This is a genomic window from Blattabacterium cuenoti (assembly GCF_014251635.1).
Taxonomy (GTDB): Bacteria; Bacteroidota; Bacteroidia; order Flavobacteriales; family Blattabacteriaceae; genus Blattabacterium; species Blattabacterium cuenoti_S.
Genome location: NZ_CP059194.1, coordinates 170,946 through 191,589 on the forward strand (window position 1 = coordinate 170,946; position 20,644 = coordinate 191,589).

19 protein-coding genes are annotated in these 20,644 nt (G+C 26.4%); 12 read left to right on the forward strand and 7 right to left on the reverse strand.

Translation table 11 applies throughout. The annotated features are described in order from the left end of the window. Positions 1-13 precede the first annotated feature (13 nt). Genes purE through guaA form a run of 8 tightly spaced genes read left to right on the forward strand, consistent with a single transcriptional unit; the run spans position 14 to position 8,696 of the window. The gene (purE, locus tag H0H64_RS00790) at positions 14-508 is read left to right on the forward strand and encodes a 5-(carboxyamino)imidazole ribonucleotide mutase (RefSeq protein ID WP_185857454.1); all 495 of its coding nucleotides are present in this window, start codon (positions 14-16) and stop codon (positions 506-508) included. Next, on the forward strand, positions 505-1,227 hold the full coding sequence (gene purC, locus H0H64_RS00795; protein ID WP_185857455.1) for a phosphoribosylaminoimidazolesuccinocarboxamide synthase: 723 nt from the start codon (positions 505-507) through the stop codon (positions 1,225-1,227). Before purE ends, purC begins: the two co-directional genes overlap by 4 nt. Positions 1,228-1,269: 42 nt before the next feature. Then, positions 1,270-2,703, forward strand: coding sequence for an amidophosphoribosyltransferase (gene purF, locus H0H64_RS00800; RefSeq protein ID WP_185857597.1), 1,434 nt, complete (start codon positions 1,270-1,272; stop codon positions 2,701-2,703). A gap of 14 nt (positions 2,704-2,717) precedes the next feature. Further along, a complete protein-coding gene (gene purM, locus H0H64_RS00805) occupies positions 2,718-3,707 on the forward strand; it encodes a phosphoribosylformylglycinamidine cyclo-ligase (protein ID WP_185857456.1) in 990 nt (329 codons plus the stop codon). 10 nt (positions 3,708-3,717) lie between these two features. Continuing rightward, complete coding sequence (locus tag H0H64_RS00810; protein WP_185857457.1) at positions 3,718-4,296, forward strand: formyltransferase family protein; 579 nt, start codon at positions 3,718-3,720, stop codon at positions 4,294-4,296. 51 nt (positions 4,297-4,347) lie between these two features. Continuing rightward, positions 4,348-5,880, forward strand: a complete 1,533-nt coding sequence (gene purH / locus H0H64_RS00815; protein WP_185857458.1) for a bifunctional phosphoribosylaminoimidazolecarboxamide formyltransferase/IMP cyclohydrolase — start codon at positions 4,348-4,350, stop codon at positions 5,878-5,880. Between the two features lie 6 nt (positions 5,881-5,886). Then, positions 5,887-7,122, forward strand: coding sequence for a phosphoribosylamine--glycine ligase (gene purD, locus H0H64_RS00820; RefSeq protein ID WP_185857459.1), 1,236 nt, complete (start codon positions 5,887-5,889; stop codon positions 7,120-7,122). 20 nt (positions 7,123-7,142) lie between these two features. Continuing rightward, positions 7,143-8,696: a glutamine-hydrolyzing GMP synthase gene (guaA, locus tag H0H64_RS00825; RefSeq protein WP_185857460.1), complete on the forward strand. Its 1,554-nt coding sequence runs from the start codon at positions 7,143-7,145 to the stop codon at positions 8,694-8,696. A 3-nt stretch (positions 8,697-8,699) separates the two neighbouring features. Here guaA and accD read toward each other — a convergent pair whose 3' ends face one another. Together accD and fbaA are read right to left on the reverse strand one after the other, a co-directional pair. Further along, complete coding sequence (accD, locus tag H0H64_RS00830; protein WP_185857461.1) at positions 8,700-9,539, reverse strand: acetyl-CoA carboxylase, carboxyltransferase subunit beta; 840 nt, start codon at positions 9,537-9,539, stop codon at positions 8,700-8,702. A gap of 9 nt (positions 9,540-9,548) precedes the next feature. Further along, a complete protein-coding gene (gene fbaA / locus H0H64_RS00835) occupies positions 9,549-10,619 on the reverse strand; it encodes a class II fructose-bisphosphate aldolase (protein WP_185857462.1) in 1,071 nt (356 codons plus the stop codon). 177 nt (positions 10,620-10,796) lie between these two features. On the opposite strand from fbaA, the gene H0H64_RS00840 reads away from it, so the two are divergent. Further along, the gene (locus tag H0H64_RS00840; protein WP_185857463.1) at positions 10,797-13,379 is read left to right on the forward strand and encodes a UvrD-helicase domain-containing protein; all 2,583 of its coding nucleotides are present in this window, start codon (positions 10,797-10,799) and stop codon (positions 13,377-13,379) included. 2 nt (positions 13,380-13,381) lie between these two features. Here H0H64_RS00840 and lipA read toward each other — a convergent pair whose 3' ends face one another. Beyond that, positions 13,382-14,236 (reverse strand): lipoyl synthase, encoded by an 855-nt coding sequence (gene lipA / locus H0H64_RS00845; RefSeq protein ID WP_185857464.1) that lies wholly within the window; start codon positions 14,234-14,236, stop codon positions 13,382-13,384. Between the two features lie 96 nt (positions 14,237-14,332). Between lipA and H0H64_RS00850 the strand changes: the two genes are divergently transcribed. Genes H0H64_RS00850 through H0H64_RS00860 form a run of 3 tightly spaced genes read left to right on the forward strand, consistent with a single transcriptional unit; the run spans position 14,333 to position 16,789 of the window. Continuing rightward, complete coding sequence (locus H0H64_RS00850) at positions 14,333-15,436, forward strand: Nif3-like dinuclear metal center hexameric protein (protein WP_185857465.1); 1,104 nt, start codon at positions 14,333-14,335, stop codon at positions 15,434-15,436. A gap of 2 nt (positions 15,437-15,438) precedes the next feature. Continuing rightward, positions 15,439-16,230 carry a zinc ribbon domain-containing protein gene (locus tag H0H64_RS00855; RefSeq protein ID WP_185857466.1) on the forward strand — a complete coding sequence of 264 codons (792 nt, stop codon included), beginning with the start codon at positions 15,439-15,441 and terminating at the stop codon, positions 16,228-16,230. A 4-nt stretch (positions 16,231-16,234) separates the two neighbouring features. Further along, positions 16,235-16,789 carry a thioredoxin family protein gene (locus tag H0H64_RS00860; protein ID WP_185857467.1) on the forward strand — a complete coding sequence of 185 codons (555 nt, stop codon included), beginning with the start codon at positions 16,235-16,237 and terminating at the stop codon, positions 16,787-16,789. On the opposite strand, the gene H0H64_RS00865 is transcribed toward H0H64_RS00860, so the two are convergent. From H0H64_RS00865 to H0H64_RS00880, 4 genes are read right to left on the reverse strand one after another with little or no spacing between them, the layout of a single operon-like run. Further along, a complete protein-coding gene (locus H0H64_RS00865) occupies positions 16,773-17,780 on the reverse strand; it encodes a DHH family phosphoesterase (RefSeq protein ID WP_185857468.1) in 1,008 nt (335 codons plus the stop codon). The genes H0H64_RS00860 and H0H64_RS00865 overlap by 17 nt on opposite strands. 3 nt (positions 17,781-17,783) lie before the next feature. Then, positions 17,784-19,202 carry a CCA tRNA nucleotidyltransferase gene (locus tag H0H64_RS00870; RefSeq protein ID WP_185857469.1) on the reverse strand — a complete coding sequence of 473 codons (1,419 nt, stop codon included), beginning with the start codon at positions 19,200-19,202 and terminating at the stop codon, positions 17,784-17,786. Between the two features lie 6 nt (positions 19,203-19,208). Continuing rightward, positions 19,209-19,787 (reverse strand): L-threonylcarbamoyladenylate synthase, encoded by a 579-nt coding sequence (locus H0H64_RS00875; RefSeq protein ID WP_185857470.1) that lies wholly within the window; start codon positions 19,785-19,787, stop codon positions 19,209-19,211. Then, positions 19,788-20,606 carry a 2,3,4,5-tetrahydropyridine-2,6-dicarboxylate N-succinyltransferase gene (locus tag H0H64_RS00880; protein WP_185857471.1) on the reverse strand — a complete coding sequence of 273 codons (819 nt, stop codon included), beginning with the start codon at positions 20,604-20,606 and terminating at the stop codon, positions 19,788-19,790. Positions 20,607-20,644 lie beyond the last annotated feature (38 nt).

Consider the following 20,644-nt stretch of genomic DNA (forward strand, 5'->3'; position numbering starts at 1 on the left):
ATCAAAATAAATTATGAAAGTGGCTATATTTTTTGGAAGTATTTCTGATAAATCAATTATGAAAATAACAGCGGAAGTCCTCGAAAAATTTAACATAAGTTATGAATCTTATGTAATTTCCGCACACCGATTACCAGATATTTTATCAAACACTATCAAGAAAATAGAATCTGAAGGGACAGATGTAATTATTGCAGGAGCTGGATTATCCGCTCATTTACCTGGATTTATTTCTTCTAAAACGATTTTACCTGTTATAGGAGTCCCTATTCATTCTAATAATAATTATGGATCCTTAGGAGGAATAGATGCTCTTTTTTCTATAGTACAAATGCCAAAAAACGTTCCCGTAGCTACAGTAGGAATAAATAATTCCTATAATGCAGCTTTATTTGCTATTCATATTTTAGCTACAAAATATCAAGATATAAGGAAATTATTGCTAAAATTCAGAATGAAAAAAAAGGAAAAATTGATAACTGAAATCAAGCAACATTTATTACCATGAGCTGCATAATTAAAAAAAATATTTTATCAGAAGGGAAAACAAAAAAAATATATGCTACCAATAATCCATTTGAAGTATTAATTCATCATAAAGATAGTATAACTGCTTTTGATGGATTAAAAGAGAATATATTACAAGACAAAGGTGTTTTAAATAATGAAATAACTACATTGATCTTTCAATTTATAAATTCTCGTGGAATCAAAACTCATTTTATACGAAAAAAAAACAACAGAGAGCAGTTGTGTCATAAAGTAGAGATGATCCCTTTAGAATTTGTTGTTCGAAATATTGTTGCGGGAAGTATGTCTAAACGTTTAGGCGTTAAAGAAGGGATTCATCTGTATAATCCTATTTTTGAAATATTTTATAAAAATGATAAGTTAAAAGACCCCTTAATTAACGATCATCATGCAGTATTTCTAGAAATTATTTCATATGAAGAATTAAATACCATTTATAGCATAACATCGAAAATCAACCATATTATAAAAAAATATTTCTTAGATAAAAATATTATATTGGTGGATTTTAAAATAGAATTTGGGAAGAATCATAAAAATGAGATTCTACTTTCCGATGAAATTAGTCCAGATACTTGTCGTTTTTGGGATAAAAAAACAATGAAAAAATTGGATAAAGATTCATTTAGAATGGGATTACAAGAAAAAGTATTTGACATTTATATGGAGATATTAAAAAGGTTAAATGTAAGTTAATCCATTAAAATAATGGAACAAAGATATTCTTTTTCCAAAAAGATGATATCTCAATTATTTCCTTATATTCTGGAAAATAATTATTTTGATAAATTTCATGATGAATGTGGTGTTTTTGGAATTTATTCACCTTATAAAGTAGACACATTTTCTTTAATTCAATTTGGTTTATTTGCATTACAACATAGAGGACAAGAAGCTTGTGGTTTTTCTGTCTTACGAGATGGATTTATTATATCACATAAAAGTGAAGGATTGGTTTTAGATTTTTTTAGAAAAATTTCAAATTCTGAATGTTATCATGGAAATGCTGTGATTGGACATACTCGTTATTCCACAGAAGGAGGGCAAAGTAAAAAAAATATTCAACCTTTTTTTGGAGAGGATTCTTATGGAAAAAGCACTATATCTATAGTACATAATGGAAATTTAGTCAATGCTCAAGATCTACGTAGAGAATTGGAATCCAAAGGAATAAATTTTATATCCGAATATTCAGATTCAGAAGTTATTTTACGTTTAATACAAAAATATTTACCAGAATCTGATAACAGTTTAGAAAAAGCTATTCAAAAAACAACTATTGATATTAAAGGAGCATATTCTGTGATTGTCCTTATGGATAATAAAATGGCTGCATTTAGAGATCCAAACGGAATACGTCCTTTATGTTATGGAATGTTGAATGAAGAGATTTATATATTTAGTTCTGAAACATGTGGAATTGATTCAGTAGGAGGGTTTTATGTAAGAGATGTATTCCCAGGAGAGATTATAATAGTGGAGAAAAAATCAATTCAATTCTCTCTACTTACAAAAAGAAAAAATATAAAAAAAAGAATATGTTCTTTTGAATATATTTATTTTTCTCGTCCTGATTCCTTAATTGAAAATATAAATGTTTATGAAATTCGTGAAAAGAGTGGAGAAAAACTTTACGAACAACATCCAGTAGAAGCGGATGTAGTTATTGGAGTTCCAGATTCTGGAGTTCCAGCTTCTATTGGGTATTCTAAAGCTTCGGGAATTCCTTTTAAACCAATTTTAGTAAAAAATAAATATATTGGAAGATCTTTTATTCATCCTCAACAAGAAATGCGTGAAAAAATGGTAAACTTGAAATTAAATCCTATATTAGATGAAATAAAAGGAAAACGAATTGTTATTATCGATGATTCTATAGTTCGCGGAACTACCAGTCGTAGATTAGTTTACATATTAAGAAAAGCAGGTGCTAAAGAAATTCATTTTAGAAGTGCTTCTCCTCCTATTATAGGTCCATGTTATTTAGGAGTAGACACTCCAAGTAAAAAAGATCTCATATCATACAATCATATTGATAAAAAAAGTATAGCAAAAATTCTAAATGTAGATAGTTTAGAATTTTTAAGTATGGATAATTTTATAGATATTCTTGGAAGTATTCATTATTGTTTTGGTTGTTTTACCGGAAATTATCCAGTTAAAAAAAACTAATTAATATATATAATATGAAAGTGAATAAAAAAAAAATGACCACATGCAAAATTAGTAAGATTTTAGAAAATACTTATAACAATAGAGTAATGAGTACGTTAGATCATTTTTCTGGTTTTTATAAAATATATGAATATGGATATAAGGAACCTATTTTAGTATCTGGAGTTGATGGAGTGGGGACTAAGTTACGTTTGGCTATAGACTGCAAAAAATATAATGTGATTGGAGAAGATTGTTTTGCAATGTGTGCAAATGATGTTTTATGTCATGGAGCTATTCCTTTATTCTTTTTAGATTATTTAGCTTGTGGGAAACTCGATTCTAGTATTGTAGAAAAAATTGTACAAGGTATAGCTATTTCCTGCAAAAAAACAAACACCTGTCTGATTGGGGGAGAGACTGCGGAAATGCCCGGAATTTATAGAAAAAATGATTATGATGTAGCTGGATTTTGTGTAGGTATTGTAGAAAAAAACCATCTTGTCGATGGTAAAAAATTAATTCAAGAAGGAGATGTTTTAATAGGACTGCCCTCATCAGGTGTACATAGTAATGGTTTTTCTGTAATTAGAAATATTTTTTCTAAAGAAGATTTTTTAAAATCTTTCCAAGAAAAACCGTTTTATGAGACGCTTTTAATTCCAACTAGAATTTATCATTTTCCTATTCATGCTTTATTAAAAGAATTTTTGATACACGGATTAGCTCATATTACTGGAGGAGGAATATCTGATAATCTATATCGAATTCTTCCAGAAAATTTATCAGCTGTAGTGGAAAAAGAAAAAATTCCTATCCAGCCTGTTTTCAATTACATTCGAAAAAAAGGAAATCTATCAGAACATAAAATGTGGAATACTTTTAATATGGGAGTAGGAATGATTATAGTAGTGTCTTTTGAAGAAAAAGATTCTCTTTTGGAAAGACTCCATTTTTTAGGAGAAAAGCCTTTTATTTTGGGGAATATTGTGAAAGGAAATAAAAAAGTATTTTTGATATAAAAACATTTCCATGAAAAAAATAGCTATTTTAGTTTCTGGAAAGGGAACTGGTATGCAGCATATTTTACAAGCAATTAAAAGCGGAAAGCTTTATAATTCAATGGTAAATCTAGTGATTTCTGATAGATGGTGTAAAGCCATTCAATATGCGTTGAAAAAAAATATTACAGTATTTTCTTTAATAAGGACTAATAAAAAATTTCTTTCTAAAGAAATAAGTAATATACTTGCAAGGTATATTCCGGATCTTATAGTTCTTTCAGGGTTTCTTTCTATACTTGATGCAGAGTTTTGTGAAAAATGGTTGAATAAAGTTATAAATATTCATCCTTCTTTATTGCCTAAATATGGAGGAAAAGGAATGTATGGAATAAAGGTACATCAAGCAGTTATAAGAAATAAGGAAAAAATATCAGGTGCTACAGTTCATTATGTCACAAAAAATGTGGATTTAGGAAATGTAATTTTGAAAAAAACATGTCAAATCGATTCAGATGAAACTCCAGTATCTTTATCGAAAAAAATTTATCTGATAGAAAAAGAAATATTAATTCAATCTATTAACAAACTTTATAATAAAGAATTATAATTATAAGGAGTTATACACTCAAAAAGTAACAATTAATTTGTAGTATGTATTATGAAAAGAGCTTTGATTAGTGTTTATGAAAAAAATGAAAAATTATTTAAATTTGTCAATTTTTTAGATCAAAAAGGATATCAAATAGTTTCTACTGGAGGGACCTACCAATATTTTATTAAAAAAGGATTATCAAATCTCATAGAGGTTTCTAATTTTACTTCTTTTCCTGAAATTTTAGATGGAAGAGTAAAAACCATTCATCCTAATATATATGCAGGAATTTTAGCTAATCGTTCCATTGAAAAACATATGAAATCTGTTCATTCTCACAATATTCATCTTATTGATATTGTTTTGGTTAATTTTTATCCATTTTTTGAAAAAATACATCATAAACCTGAACCTATCAATATTAATTCCTTAATAGAATTTATTGATATTGGAGGGCCATCTATGCTTCGAGCGGCTGCTAAAAATTTTTTACATGTAACCGCTATTACAGATAAGAATGATTATGAGTTAGTTCAATCTGAAATTGACGATTATGGATTTCCTTCATTAAAATTGAGAAAAAGATTAGCAGGAAAAGCGTTTAATTTTACTTCTGCTTACGATTCTGCTATTTCTCAATATCTTTTGGATGATAAATTTCCTATTTATTTACATTCTTCTTATGAAAAGAAAATAAATCTCCGTTATGGAGAAAATCCTCATCAAAAAGCAGCTTATTATGTAAATATAACTCATAAAGGATCAATGCGTAATTTTCAGCAATTACATGGAAAAAAATTATCATTTAATAATTTAAGAGATATGGATGTAGCATGGAAAGTTGTGACTCAATTTTCAGAACCTGCTTGTTGTACCGTGAAACATTCCACTCCTTGTGGGGTAGCGTTAGGAAAAAACATTATTGAGGCATTTCAAAAAACTTATTACGCTGATACTATTTCGTCTTTTGGAGGAATAATGGCTGTTAATGTCCCAATTACAAAAGAATTAGCAAAAGAGATCAACCACATTTTTTTAGAAGTGGTTCTTTCTCCAAATTACGAAACAGATGTTTTAAATATTTTAAAAATTAAAAAAAATCTTAGAATTATTAGTATCAGTGAACCTATTTCAGATAGGTTAGAATATGTGCAAATAGACGGAGGAATTTTAGTACAAGAATCTGATTATTTTTTTCCTTATGAAAAAAGTTATAAAATAGTTACTAAAAAAAAATTTAGTGATCAAGAACTAAAATCTTTATTTTTTGCTCAAAAAGTAGTAAAATATGTGAAATCTAATGCTATTGTAGTGGCTAAAAATACGCAAACTTTAGGTATTTCTGGAGGTCAAACTAATAGAATTTGGGCTGCTCGTCAAGCTATAGAAAGAGCTTTAGAAAAAAGTAAAGAGGGATTAGTTCTCGTTTCTGATGCTTTTTTTCCTTTTAGAGATGTTGTCGATGAAGCAGCACGTTCTGGTGGAATACGTGCTATTCTTCAACCAGGAGGGTCTATACGTGATGAAGAATCTGTAAAAGCTTGTGACGATTATGGAATTGCAATGGCTTTTACTGGAAAAAGACACTTTAAACATTAAAAAATAATGAAAATTTTAATTCTTGGAAGTGGGGGACGTGAACATGCTATAGGAAAAAAATTATTGGAAGATAATCAATCTATACATCTTTATTTTTATCCTGGAAATGGAGGGACTAGTTTAATAGGGAAAAATATTGAAAATCATCATACTGTATTAGAATTAGGTTTTTTCGCTAAAAAAAATACGATAGATATAACCATTGTAGGATCCGAAATTTTTTTATTGGAAGGAGTCGTCGATATTTTTAATAATTTTGGATTAAAAATAATTGGACCACATTATTTAGCTGCTAAACTTGAAGGAAATCGAATTTTTGCTAAATCCTTTATGAAAAAATATGGAATTCGTACTCCTAAGTACGATATTTTTTATTGTTATGAAAAAGCTATTAATTTTTTAAAAAAATATACAAACTCTATAGCTATTAAAACTAATGGCATAGCTGCAGGAAAAGGGGTTATTTTAGCTCATAACCAAAATGACGCTAGAAAAGCTTTAAAAAATATTATGATAAAAAAAAAGTTTGGAAAATCTGGGAATCAAATTATAATAGAAGAATTTTTACAAGGAAAAGAAGCTTCTATTATATCTCTTTTCAATGGAAAAGATATTATCCCTTTCTTATCGGCTAAAGATTATAAAAAAATTGAAGAAAATGAAAAAGGATTGAATACAGGAGGAATGGGTACGATTGTTCCCAATCCATATATGACAAATTCTGTTTGGATTGATTTTAAAAAAAATATCTTAGAACCTACTTTAAAAGGGTTAATTATAGAAAAATTAACCTTTTTTGGATTTTTGTATTTTGGATTAATGATAACTCATAACAAAGTTTACTTATTAGAATACAATACTCGTATTGGAGATCCTGAAGCTCAAACTTTATTTCCATTAATGAAAAGTAATTTCTTAAATATTATTCAATCTTCCTTTCAACATAAATCAATATCTATTGATTGGGAAAAATTGTGTTCTTGCTGTGTAGTTTTATCATCTAAAGGATATCCTGAAAAATATGAAAGTGGAAAAATTATAACAGGTTTAAATTCTTTAAAAGAACCTTTTTACATTGCTGGAGCAAAAAAAGAACAAGAAAAATGGATCACATCAAGTGGACGAGTTCTTAACATAGTAGGAATAGGAAAGACCCTTCAAGAAGCCAGAAAAGAAGCTTACGATAAGGCTAAAAAAATTCAATTTGAAAATTTGTATTTCAGAAAAGATATTGGTTTATAATTCATTATAAAAATACAAAAATGAAAAAAGATTTTATACTCATATTAGATTTTGGATCTCAATATAGTCATATGATTGCTAGAAGAATTCGAGATATAGGAGTATATACTTTATTATATCATTATAATGAGACTTCTATATATCATGTAATTTCAAAAAAAAAACCTAAAGGATTGATTCTATCAGGAGGGCCTTTTTCTATTTATGAAAAAGGCTCTCCATTAATATCCAAAAATATTTTTCAACTAAATATCCCCATATTCGGAATTTGTTATGGAATGCAACTTATTTCTTTTCTTTTTGGAGGAGAGATAAAAAAATCAAAACACAAGGAATATGGTAAATCAGATTTGATCATAGATCACCCTAATAACAGTCTATTTTATGGAATTCCAGATAAATCTATTGTTTGGATGAGTCATTTTGATGAAGTAAAAAATATTCCAAAAGAATTTAAAGTTATCGGACATACATCATCTTGTGATATTGCTGCTTTTAGTCATATCAATAAAGATATTTATGCAGTTCAATTTCATCCAGAAGTAAAAAATACAGAATATGGAATATATATGTTAAAAAATTTTGTTTTTCACATTTGCAAATGTAGTTCAAATTGGAAATTAAATAACTTTGTTAAAAATACAATAGATGATATTAAAAAACGTGTAGATAAAAAAAAAGTTGTGTTAGGTTTTTCTGGAGGAGTAGATTCTTTTGTCACCGCTTATATCATTCATCAAGCTATTGGTGATTCTTTAAATTGTATTTTCGTAGATACAGGATTATTGTTGAAAAATGAAAAAAAAAAAATATCTTCTTTATGTGAAAAAATGCATTTTACTATAAAAATAATAGACGCTAAAAATCGTTTTTTATCTAAACTAACCGGAATTGTGGATCCAGAAATTAAAAGAAAAGTTATAGGGAAAGAATTTCTATATATTTTTCAAAAAGAGTCAAAGAAAATCAAAGATGTTGAATTTTTCGCACAAGGGACCATTTATTCAGATGTTATTGAATCTTCTGTTTTTTCAAAAACTTCAATAAGTTGTTCTATAAAATCTCATCATAATGTAGGAGGGCTCCCAACGGCATTAATGAAATTAAAACTCATTGAACCATTAAAAGAATTATTTAAAGATGAAGTTAGAAAAATAGGAGAAAAATTAGGACTTCCAAAAGAAATTTTATATCGTCATCCATTTCCTGGACCTGGTTTAGGAATTCGTATAATTGGAGAAATTAATGAAAAAAAAATCTCTATTTTAAAAGAAGCAGAGGCGATTTTATTACAAGAATTAAAAAATTACGATATTTATTATTCTGTTAATCAGGCTTTTATAGTTTTATTGCCTGTAAAAACTGTAGGAATTAAAGGGGATAAACGAACTTATGAATATGCTGCGATATTACGTGTTACGAACACTGAAGATTTTATGACCGCCACTTTTTCACATTTATCTTACGATTTTTTAGAAAAAGTTTCAAATAGAATTACAAATGAGGTTGATGGAATTAATAGAATAGCATATGATATTACCTCTAAACCACCATCTACTATTGAATGGGAATAATTTTTATATCATCATAGAAACCAAATTATGTATATTTTTTTTTAATTCGGTTCTAGGGGAAATTAAATCTATAAACCCATGATCCATTAAAAATTCTGCTGTTTGAAATCCTTTTGGAAGGTCTTTTCCTATTATTTCTCTGATCACTCTAGGTCCAGCAAATCCAATAAGAGCTCCTGGTTCAGCTATATTTATATCCCCAAGTAGGGAGTAAGAAGCGGTCACCCCTCCCGTAGTTGGATCAGTTAAAATAGAGATATAAGGAATTCTAGCATCTCGTAATTGGGTTAATCTAGCTATGGTTTTAGCCATTTGCATTAATGAAAAAGAGGATTCCATTATTCTTGCTCCACCGGATTTAGAAATTAATATATATGGATATTTTTTATCGATACAATATTTGATTGCTCTAGATATTTTTTCTCCTACTACGGACCCCATGGATCCTCCTATAAATGAAAAATCCATACAAGATATCACAACATTTATAGTTTTAATTTTTCCAACTCCTGTTCTAATTGCATCATATAAATTTGTTTTTTTTCGTGCTTCTTGAATTCTATCTGTGTACTTTTTATAATCTTCCCATTTCATAGGATCTTTGCTCATCATTTTTACATTCATTTCTAAAAATTCACCATGATCAAAAAGAATTTCAAAATATTCTTTACTATGAATTCTTACATGATATCCATCTTCTGGACTAACATAAGCGTTTTTTTTTAATTCTTCCGTATCTATAATTTTTCCGCTAGGAGTTCTGTACCAAATCCCTTTTGGAAAATCTTTTCTTTCGTCTATAGATGTTATAATATTCTTTTTTTTTCTCAAAAACCAAGTCATGGTTGTATTTTATAAAGTATTAATATTATTCATGAATTCAAAATATTTTTTTAAAATAATTTTAAAAGATTTTTCTCCTTCTCTTAACCATACTCTTGGATCATAATATTTTTTATTAGGAACATGTTTTCCTTTTGGATTTCCTATTTGTTTTTTTAAATATTCCTGATTTTTATTCATATAATTTCTAACCCCACAAGTAAAAGCATATTGTAAATCAGTATCTATGTTCATTTTTACTACTCCATAACTAATAGCTTTCTGTATTTCTTCTTCGGTAGAACCTGATCCACCATGAAAAACAAAAGAAACTGGTTTTTTGGTATGAGTATGAAATTTTTTTTGTATATATTCTTGTGTATTTTTCAAAATTTCAGGACGAAGCATGACATTTCCAGGTTTATAAACTCCATGTACGTTTCCAAAAGAAGCTGCTATAATAAAATTATCACTAATTTTCATTAATCTCTCATAGGCATAAGAAACCTCTTCTGGTTGAGTATAAAGTTTATTGTTTTCTATATTAGAGTTATCTATTCCATCCTCTTCTCCTCCCGTGACGCCAAGTTCTATTTCAAGAGTCATTCGACTTTTATTCATTCTATCAAAATATTGCTCACAAATATTAATATTATCTTTTAAAGATTCCTGAGAGAGATCTAACATATGTGAGCTAAATAACGTTTTTCCAAAACGTTTATAATATTTTTCATTGGCTTCTATCAAACCATCTATCCATGGAAGAAAAGGTTTAGAACAATGATCTGTATGAAGAATAACTGTTGTTTTATAGTATGAAGCCAATTTATGAATATGCATAGCACAAGCTATAGCGCCTTGAATTGCTGCTTTTTCTTTGTTATTACTTAATCCTTTTCCAGCATTAAAAATAGCACCTCCATTAGATAATTGAATAATAACAGGAGAATTTACTTCTGCAGCGGTTTCCATAACAGCATTCATAGTATTAGATCCGGTAACGTTTACAGCTGGTATGGAAAATACATTTTCCTTAGCGTATTCGAATATTTCTTTCACAAGATTACCAGTAGCAACTCCAAAAGGAAATTTTTTAAACATGTATTTAAAATTTTATTTTAAAAGGATTAACAAATGTAAAAAAAAGTATTTTTTATATTCGATTTAATTGATTTAATTTAATAATTATTATTTCTTAACATATATAAATAAAAATCAAGTGTATTACTTAATTTTTTATACGAATTTTTGTAAAAATATAAGTTAATAAAATTTAATATGCTAGTTTCACCATCTACATTAAAAATATACAATGCATCAGCAGGTTCGGGAAAAACTACTTTTTTAGTAATCAATTATCTTTATGTTTTATTAAAAAGCCCTTATCCTGATGAATTTAAAAGAGTTTTGGCTTTAACTTTTACTAAAAAAGCTTCTGAAGAAATGAAAAATCGTATTTTACAGTGCATCAAAGAATTTTCAAATAAAAAAGTTAAAGAAGAATATCATTTTTTGTTTGATTGTATTACAAAGAATTTAAGTTTAACGAAGCATCAATTGTTTCAACGTTCTGAAAAAATATTATTTTCCATATTACACGATTTCTATTCTTTTTCTAAAAATATAAGTACGATAGATAAATTTACTTATAATATTATAAGATCTTTTTTCCCAGAAAAAGAAATCAGTTTAGAAATGGATACAGACCAATTTTTATTGAAAATTGTAGAAAATATATTATACAGATTAAAAAATTCTGAAAAATGGTCAAATATTTTGATACAATCATCTTTAGAAAAACTAAAGAAAGGAAAAAATTGGGATTTAAGAAAAGAGCTATTTAAAATAGCTCATATAATGGTTGAAGAAAATAATTTTCTTCCCATAAAAGAAATTAAAAATTCTTCTATAAAAGATTTCGTTCAGTTAAAAAATATTTTAATTCAAAGAACTAAAATATTCGAAAAAAAATGTAAAAAAAAAGGAGAAAAGTTTTTTAAACTTTTAGAAAAAACTTCTATTCAAAAACATTCATTCATTCATTTAGATTTACCCAGATTTTTTCAAAAATTTAAAGATGGAAATATATTTTTTAACCCTTTTAATGAACGTCTTGAAAAATATATTAAAAAAGGAATATTCTACTCTAAATTTTTTTCTGATGAAAACCAAAAAATACTAATAAAAAAAAATCAAAAAAAAATACTTTTTTTATATGAAGAATCAAAATCTATATATAAAAAAAATATATCAAATTATCTTTTAGATAAACTTTTTTTAAAAAACATAAGCATATTATCAATTATACATGAAATTGAAAAAGAGTTTCATGATATGAAAAATGAAAAAAAAATTATCTTAAATGTAGAGTTAAATAAAATTCTTTATGAAAGAATTATAAAAGGAACATTACCAAGAATATATGAAAAAATTGGCATGCAATATAAACATTATTTCATAGATGAATTTCAAGATATTTCATTTTTACAATGGCAAAATATTAGAATATTAGTTGAAAATACATTATCAGAAAATGGATCAGCTATGATAGTAGGAGACCCTAAACAATCTATATATAGATGGAGAGGAGGTGATGCTAAACAATTTATAAAATTAATTAATTGTAAGTCAATATGTTATAAAAAAAAAATAAAAACTATAGAAAAAAATTTTCGTAGTTATGAAGAAATTGTAAAATTTAATAATTTACTTTATCAATCTATATCTAAAATATTCAATTCGACTATTTATCAAGATATATATAAAAACTACAAACAAAAAATAGAGAAAAAATCTGGGGGATATGTAGAAATAAATTTTATTCATGATTTTAATAAAAATTATAAAGAATATATTTACTATAATATAAAAAATAAAATAAAAAAATTATTAAAACAAAAATATGCATTATCAGATATTGCTATTTTAGTCAGAAGTAATGAAGAAGGTAATTTTTTATCTGAAAAACTAGTGGAAGACGGTATAATTGTAAATACTTCTGTTTCTTTATTAATAAAAAATCATTTGGAAATACAAATTATCATAAATTTTTTTTACATTATTGCTTATCCTCATTGTTATCAAAAAAGAGTTATTTTAATTTTTCTATTATTAGAGAAGAAATTTTTTCATCCTAAAAAAAATGATCATGATTTCATTACGAAAATACTTTTTCTACCTTTGGATTTATTCTTAAAAAAAATTTTGTTTAAGAATTCATTAACATCAAATAAATTATATAATAAATCGATATACAATATCTCAGAAAAGATTATTGAATCTTTTGGATTATTAAATCAAAAAAATTCTACATATATCTATTCTTTTTTAGATTTTGTTTATAGATCTATGAAAAGAGTAGGAAATTCTATTATAGATTTTTTAGATTATTGGGAATTAAAAAAAGAAAAGGAAAGTCTTGTGATTTCTGATCACATCAATGCTATTCGTATTATGACCATTCATAAATCTAAAGGGTTGCAATTTCCTGTGGTACTTATTCCTTTCACAGATTGGAATATTTTTTCTAAAAAAAAAGAAGAAGCATGGATTGATGTAAATCCTCATTTATATAATGGATTAAATACTATTTATATAGAAATAGAGACCTATTTCAAACAAATGAAACATGATAATAATATCCGTAATTTTTATGAGTATTATCTATCAAACATTAAATTCGATAACATAAATTTGTTATATGTAGCGACTACTCGTTCTATTGAACAGCTCATTTTATTTTCAAGGCTTGGAAACGATAAATCTGTATCATTTTATATTAAAAATTTTCTATGTGAAAAAAAAATGTGGAAAGAAAAAAAATATAAGTATATTTTTGGAAAAGAAAAAAAAAATACTTAGATTTATTTTACATGTTTTTCCGCGTGATAAGAAGATCTAACTAATGGACCGCTTTCTACATATTTAAATCCCATTTTTAATCCAATTTTTTTCAATTCTTTGAATTGTTCTGGAAAAACGAAAAAACGAACAGGATAATGTTTTAATGAAGGTTGTAAATATTGTCCCATTGTTAAAATATCTACTTTAGATTTTTTAATATCTTTCATCGTTTCTATTATTTCTTCTTTTGTTTCTCCTAATCCTAACATAATTCCTGTTTTAGTGCGTATATTTTGATTCTTTTCTTTTATATATTGTAAAACTTCTAGACTACGATCATATTTAGCTTGAATACGAACTTTTTTTGTTAATCTAGCGACTGTTTCCACATTATGAGAAATAACTTCTGGTTTAATATCAATTATTTTATCTATTATTTTTTTTTCTCCTTTAAAATCGGGAATTAAAGCTTCTATTGTAATGTCTGGATTAAAATGTCGTATTTTTTGTATGGTTTGAATCCATATGTAAGACCCCATGTCCTGTAAATCATCTCTATTAACAGAAGTTAATACAGCATGTTTAATTTTTAATATTTTTATAGATTTTGCTACTTTTTCTGGTTCTTTCCAATCTATTTTCTCAGGACGTCCTGTTTTCACTCCACAAAATCGACAAGATCTTGTACAAATATTTCCCAATATCATGAAAGTAGCCACTCCTTTATCCCAGCATTCCCCTATATTTGGGCAACTTCCACTCTGACAAATTGTATTCAGTTTATGCAAAGAAACTAATTTTTGCAATTCATGATAATTCTTACTCATTGGCAATTTTACTTTGATCCACTTTGGTTTCTTTTGAATTATATTCATATCTTTTTTTTATTATTTTATTATTATACTATCAAAAAATATAAAAATCAATTTTTTTTGATAAATTTGTTAAAATGAGTGTTTTTTTTTATTTATATGGAAGTGTTTGTTAGAGATATAGCTAATATATTAGAAGATATAGCCCCTCTAGAATATGCAGATTCTTATGATAACGTTGGATTAATAGTAGGATCATTTCATAGAAAAGTAAAAAATGTACTAATTACTTTGGATCTCACTGAAGAGGTTTTTGATGAATCTCTTAAAAAGAAATGTGATTTGATAATTTCTTTTCATCCCGTCATCTTTAAATCTATTAAGAATATAACTGGAAAAACATTTTCGGAAAGAGTCATAATTCATGCGTTAAAAAATGATATATCTATTTATGTGATTCACACAAACTTAGATATGATATGGGAAGGAACTTCTTCTTATATATCTAAATTATTACGAATAAACAGAGAAAAAGTTCTTTTTCCTAAAAAAGAAACTATAAAAAAATTAGTTACTTATGTTCCAGTTAATTATGCAGAAAAAGTTAGAAATGCTTTGTTTGAAGCAGGAGCTGGAAATATTTCTAATTACAGTCACTGTAGTTATAATTTTGATGGATTTGGAAGTTACATGGGAAATAAAAAAACTAAACCTTTTTTTGGAAAAAAAGAAATTTTTCATATGGAAAAAGAAACTTGTATTAGCGTTCTTTTTCCTGATTATAAATTGAACATAATAAAAAATGTATTATTTAAAAATCATCCTTATGAAGAAGTAGCTTACGAAATTTATAATCTTGAAAATATAAATCCTTATATAGGAATAGGTTTTATAGGAAATATTATGGAAAAAATGAATGAATATGATTTTCTTCTTTTTATAAAAAAAAGAATGAACGTTCCTTGTATTCGACATTCTAATTTTACAGAAAAAAAAATTCAAAAAATAGCGATGATTACAGGGTCAGGTCGTTTTGGAATAGAAACAGCTATAGAAGAAAAAGCTGATGTTTTTATATCCTCTGATTTAAAATATCATGATTTTTTTAAGTATGAAAAAAAAATATTAATTGTAGATATAGGGCATTATGAATCTGAAAAATTTACTAAAAATTTACTGAAATCTTTTTTATATAAAAATTTTACTTCGATTTACGTTTATGAATCAAAAATTCATACTAATCCAGTTAAATATTTTTATTAATTATGGTCCATAAAATACAAGAAGCTGTCACTGTAATAGATAAATTGAGAGTATTATATAATCTTCAATTAATAGATTCTCGTATAGATGAAATACGAAAGTTCCGTGGTAATATTCCTATGGAAATAGGAAGTCTAGAAGAAGAAATTTCCCAAATGAAAAAGAAATTAGAAAATCTTCATGAAGATATTCTTTGTATAAAAGAAAATATAAATAAACAAAGTAAAAACATTAAATCTTCAGATATTTTGATTAAAAAATATGAAAAACAAAAAGATCATATTAAAAATCATAAAGAATTATATTCTCTAGATAAAGAGATTGATTACCAAAAGTTAGAAATTCAATTAGCTAAAAAAAAAATTAAGGAATTAAATGTTCATATTTATAAAATGGAAGAAATTTTTAAAAAAAAAGAAGATTTATTAAAAAATAAAGAGGAGCACTTTTTTCACAAAAAAAAAGAATTGAATAACATTTGTTTAGAAAACGATAAAGAAGAAAAAATATTATTAGAACGATCTTTATGTTTTTCTAAAAAGGTAGATAATGGTTTATTGAAAACTTATCGAAGAATCAGAAATGGAGTCAAAAATGGAGTAGCTGTTGCTCCAGTACAAAGAGGGGCTCCATTGGGTTCTTATCTCGCAATTACACCTCAAAAATATTCTGAATTGATACAACGTAATAAACTTTTAATAGACGAACATAGTGGTAGAATATTAATAGATGCGGAATTGGCTGAGGAAGAAAAGAAAAAATCTTTTGTGTTTTTTTCTAAAAAAAAATTATAAAATCATGGTACGAACTTATTCTTCTAGTAAAATTAAGATTAAAATTAAAGATTTTGAATTATTAGAAGTTTCTTCAGGAAAGAGGAAATTTTTAAGAGATTATTTTTCAAATCAAGCAACTGTAATAATGTTTATTTGTAATCACTGTCCATATGTGAAACATATTAATGATGAATTAATTCGTTTAGCTAATGATTTCCTGTCAAAAGGAATTTCATTTTTAGCGATTAATTCTAATGATGCAAAAAAGTATTCAGAGGACTCTCCAGAAAATATGGAAAAAGTACATCATCAGTTAGGTTATCCTTTTCCTTATTTTTTTGATGAAACACAGGAAGTTGCTAAATATTATTGTGCAAAATGTACTCCTGAATTTTTTATTTTTTCCGGAAAGGGAAATTTATGTTATCATGGCCAATTAGATGATTCTAGGCCTGGAAATAATATTCCTGTTACAGGTTTTGATGTGAGAAATATATTGCAAAATATTTTAAAAGGAAAAAAAATATATCCAATAGTAAAACTAAGCTACGGATGTAATATCAAATGGAAAACATAAGATTTTTATAATAGCTTGGGATAATATTTAGAAAATATTCTATAGATTCAGATAAGCTTTTTTCTGATATCCCTCCTGCTGCGTTTTTGTGACCTCCTCCTCCAAAATGTTTTCTAGCAAAGAAATTTACATCAAAATTTCCTTTCGAGCGAAAGGAGATTTTGATAGGATAATTTTCTTTTTCTTCAAAAAAGAAAACAGAAAAAACAATATTTTTAATACCTAATCCATAAGTAATAATCCCTTCTGTATCTCCTTGTTTATATGAATAAAAATTAATATCCGAAGCTTTTATGCTTGTGTAAGCTGTACGGTATTTTTTAATGATTTTTAATTTTTTTAGGGCTTTAGATAATAATTTTAATCTGTTTTCATTGTATTTTTCTTGTATATGATGATAAATGAAATCTATATCAATCCCTTTATCTATTAATTTTCCGGCAATAAAATGTGTCTCTGAAGTTACAGAAGGAAACCGAAAATAACCTGTATCAGTCATTAATCCTACATATAAACAGGTAGCTATTTCTTTGTCTATTTTATCCAAATGATTCATATAAGATATGAATCGAAAGACTAAAATACTGGTAGCTGAGACTGTAGGGTCTGAAAACATAAAATCAAAATAAAAAGGAAAAGGATGATGATCAATTAGTATTTTTTTTGCTTTTGAACATAAAAAAAAATCTCTTATGTTATTGATTCTTGACAAATTATTAAAATCTATAAAAAATACATAATCCGAGTTGACAATTTTTTTTTTTACTAAAGATTGTGTTTGTTCAGAAAATACAAGAATATCCTCAGTTCCAGGAAGCCATTTAAAAGATTCAGAATATTCTGTTGGAGATATTAAATCTACATCATGTTTTAATTTTCTAAGATAGAATAAAAGAGCTAAAGATGACCCTAAAGCGTCTCCATCCGGATTATTATGAGGCAATAGTACGATTTTTTTTTTATTTATTCCATTTATGTTAGAAAATAACATATATTATTTTTTTTTCAATCCCAACTCTTCTCCTTTTTTTAACATCATAAAATAAGCAGAATTAAAATCATTAGATATTTTTCCTTCCAAAATAGAATCCTTAACAAAATTTTTTATGATTCCTATTTCTTTACATGGATCAATATCAAAGGCCTTCATTATATCATTTCCTGATATGGGGGATTTCCAATTTTGAATTCTATCTTTTTCTTCTAATTTTCTAATTCTTTCCATAAGAATATAAATATTTTTTTTATATTTATTTTTCTTTTCCATATTATTAGTCGTAATATCAGCGATACATAATTTCATTAAATCTTCTAGATCGTTTCCTATATCAAATAATAATCTACGTATAGCAGAATCGCTAGTATTATTTCCTATTAACGCAATAGGTCTACAACTATGCTGAATCATTTTTCGAACATATTTCATAGAAAAACCTTTTGGAAGCTTTAAACGTTGGAATATATTTGAAACCATCTTAGCTCCTACAAATTCGTGAGCATGAAAAGACCATCCTATTCCCGGTAAAAATTTTTTAGTATAAGTTTTTCCTATATCATGAAGTAATGCTGCCCATCTTAACCAAAGAGAACTATTCTTATCTTTACTGATATTGTCTACTACTTTCAAAGTATGATAAAAATTATCTTTGTGTTTATATCCATTTTTTTCTTCTATTCCTTTTAACGACACTAATTCCGGTAATATAATTGATAACAATCCAGATTTATATAATAAAAACAATCCTATAGAAGGCTTTTCAGATAGTAGAATTTTGTTAAACTCTTCTACAATTCTTTCTATAGAAACAATATTTATTCTATTCTTGTTTTTTTGAATTGATTGAAATGAATATTCTTCAATCATAAACTGTAATTGAGTAGAAAACCGTATAGCTCGCATCATTCGTAATGGATCGTCAGAATAAGTAATATTTGCATCTAATGGAGTTCTCAATATTTTTTTTTTCAAATCTAATAATCCACCGAATGGATCTATCAATTCTCCATAATTGTTTCGGTTTAAACTAATTGCTAAAGCATTGATTGTAAAATCTCTTCTATTTTGATCATCTTGCAATGATCCAAATTCTATAACAGGTTTTCTACTGGAAAAATTGTAAGATTCTTTTCTTGATCCCACAAATTCTATTTTTTGATTATCGTATTCCAACATAGCCGTCCCAAAACGTTTGAATATTATTATTTTAGGATAAGGAATAATATATTTAGAAACCTCTTGAGCTAACCTTATCCCTTCTCCTATAGTTAAAATATCTAAATCTTTAAATTTCATTTTACCTAACAAAAAATCACGTACATAACCTCCTATAACATAGCTATTTTGTCTTATTCTTTGAGAAGAAAAACTTACAATACGAAATATTTTTTGATGAACAGCAGATGATAAATTCATGTCCGTCTACATACGTAATATTTTTACCTGATTATATACAACTTTTATAATAGAAGAACTAGTATAGTTTACTTTTTCTTCTCTACGGAAATTTACAACATAATCTGTTTTATTTAAAATATAAGGACTAATTTCTGAAAAAGATTTAGGAGTTACAAATCCCGATAAATTAGCAGAAGTAGAAATAATGGGTCTATCTAAATTTCTAATCAAACAAGAGCAAAATGGATCATGTGTTAAACGAACCGCTAAAGTATTATCTTGTCTAAAAAAATTAGATGCTATTTTTTTAGTGTTTTCGTATACTATAGTAATAGGCTTATCTTTTTTGACTAGATTATTGAGAATTATTTTTTTAGTAAAAAGAGAAATTTTTCCTACTAATTGATGCAAACGATCTATACTTTCTACCAAAACAATCATCGATTTAGAAACATTTCTATTCTTAATTTCACATATTTTTTTTATAGCCTGTATATTAAATGCATCACACCCTAATCCCCATACAGTATCTGTAGGATATAATAAATTTTTTCCTTTTTTTAATATATCTACACTTTTTTCGACCTCTATGTGAAAAGACATTTAAATTTCTAAATTATGAGTTCTCAACGCATTATTTAAAGATATTTTTTTATCTGTACTTTCTTTCCTTTTACCTATAATCATAGCACATGGAACATGATATACACCTGAAGGAAATTTTTTTGGATAAGATCCTGGTATGACTACAGAATATTTAGGAATTATCCCCTTTATTTCAATAGGTTTTTCATTAGTTACATCAAAAATTTTAGTAGAGGCTGTGATAACGACATTTGCTCCTAAAACAGCTCCTTTTTTTATCAAAACTCCTTCCACTAAAATACATCTAGATCCAATAAATACATCATCCTCAACAATAACTGGATGAGCTTGTAAAGGTTCTAAAACACCCCCAATTCCAACTCCTCCGCTTACATGAACCCCACTTCCAATTTGAGCACAACTTCCAACTGTTGCCCATGTATCTATCATGGTATTTTTTCCTATATATGCACCTATATTTACATAAGAAGGCATAAGAATAACTCCAGGTGATATATACGAACCATAACGCGCTATAGCATGAGGGACTACACGTATTTCTTTTTCCTTAAATTTATTCTTGATAGGAATTTTATCGTAAAATTCTAATGGACCTAGTTCTACTGTATCCATTTTTTGAACCGAAAAATACATAATAATAGCTCTTTTAACCCATTCATTGACTATCCATTTTCCATTTAAATAATTTGATACTCTGATTGAACCATTTTCCAAATGGTTAATAACCTGAATAACTACATTTTTTATATTTACATCAGTGCTCCATATATTTTTCTTATTCCAAGCTTGATCTATTTCTAATTTTAGTCTATTCACTTTTTTATATTATTTTTTATATTGGGTAATAAGAAGAA

What these genes read in the sequence shown, in the direction of transcription:
- fbaA (WP_185857462.1), bottom strand. Translation starts at nt 10,619, where the DNA reads ATGTTTAAAAAATTTCCTTTTGGAGTTGCTACTGGTAATCTTGTGAAA.
- H0H64_RS00855 (WP_185857466.1), top strand. Translation starts at nt 15,439, where the DNA reads ATGGTCCATAAAATACAAGAAGCTGTCACTGTAATAGATAAATTGAGA.
- lipA (WP_185857464.1), bottom strand. Translation starts at nt 14,236, where the DNA reads ATGAATATAATTCAAAAGAAACCAAAGTGGATCAAAGTAAAATTGCCA.
- accD (WP_185857461.1), bottom strand. Translation starts at nt 9,539, where the DNA reads ATGACTTGGTTTTTGAGAAAAAAAAAGAATATTATAACATCTATAGAC.
- purE (WP_185857454.1), top strand. Translation starts at nt 14, where the DNA reads ATGAAAGTGGCTATATTTTTTGGAAGTATTTCTGATAAATCAATTATG.
- purF (WP_185857597.1), top strand. Translation starts at nt 1,270, where the DNA reads ATGATATCTCAATTATTTCCTTATATTCTGGAAAATAATTATTTTGAT.
- purD (WP_185857459.1), top strand. Translation starts at nt 5,887, where the DNA reads ATGAAAATTTTAATTCTTGGAAGTGGGGGACGTGAACATGCTATAGGA.
- H0H64_RS00875 (WP_185857470.1), bottom strand. Translation starts at nt 19,787, where the DNA reads ATGTCTTTTCACATAGAGGTCGAAAAAAGTGTAGATATATTAAAAAAA.
- H0H64_RS00810 (WP_185857457.1), top strand. Translation starts at nt 3,718, where the DNA reads ATGAAAAAAATAGCTATTTTAGTTTCTGGAAAGGGAACTGGTATGCAG.
- H0H64_RS00865 (WP_185857468.1), bottom strand. Translation starts at nt 17,780, where the DNA reads ATGTTATTTTCTAACATAAATGGAATAAATAAAAAAAAAATCGTACTA.
- H0H64_RS00860 (WP_185857467.1), top strand. Translation starts at nt 16,235, where the DNA reads ATGGTACGAACTTATTCTTCTAGTAAAATTAAGATTAAAATTAAAGAT.
- purM (WP_185857456.1), top strand. Translation starts at nt 2,718, where the DNA reads ATGAAAGTGAATAAAAAAAAAATGACCACATGCAAAATTAGTAAGATT.
- purC (WP_185857455.1), top strand. Translation starts at nt 505, where the DNA reads ATGAGCTGCATAATTAAAAAAAATATTTTATCAGAAGGGAAAACAAAA.
- guaA (WP_185857460.1), top strand. Translation starts at nt 7,143, where the DNA reads ATGAAAAAAGATTTTATACTCATATTAGATTTTGGATCTCAATATAGT.
- H0H64_RS00870 (WP_185857469.1), bottom strand. Translation starts at nt 19,202, where the DNA reads ATGAATTTATCATCTGCTGTTCATCAAAAAATATTTCGTATTGTAAGT.
- H0H64_RS00850 (WP_185857465.1), top strand. Translation starts at nt 14,333, where the DNA reads ATGGAAGTGTTTGTTAGAGATATAGCTAATATATTAGAAGATATAGCC.
- H0H64_RS00840 (WP_185857463.1), top strand. Translation starts at nt 10,797, where the DNA reads ATGCTAGTTTCACCATCTACATTAAAAATATACAATGCATCAGCAGGT.
- purH (WP_185857458.1), top strand. Translation starts at nt 4,348, where the DNA reads ATGAAAAGAGCTTTGATTAGTGTTTATGAAAAAAATGAAAAATTATTT.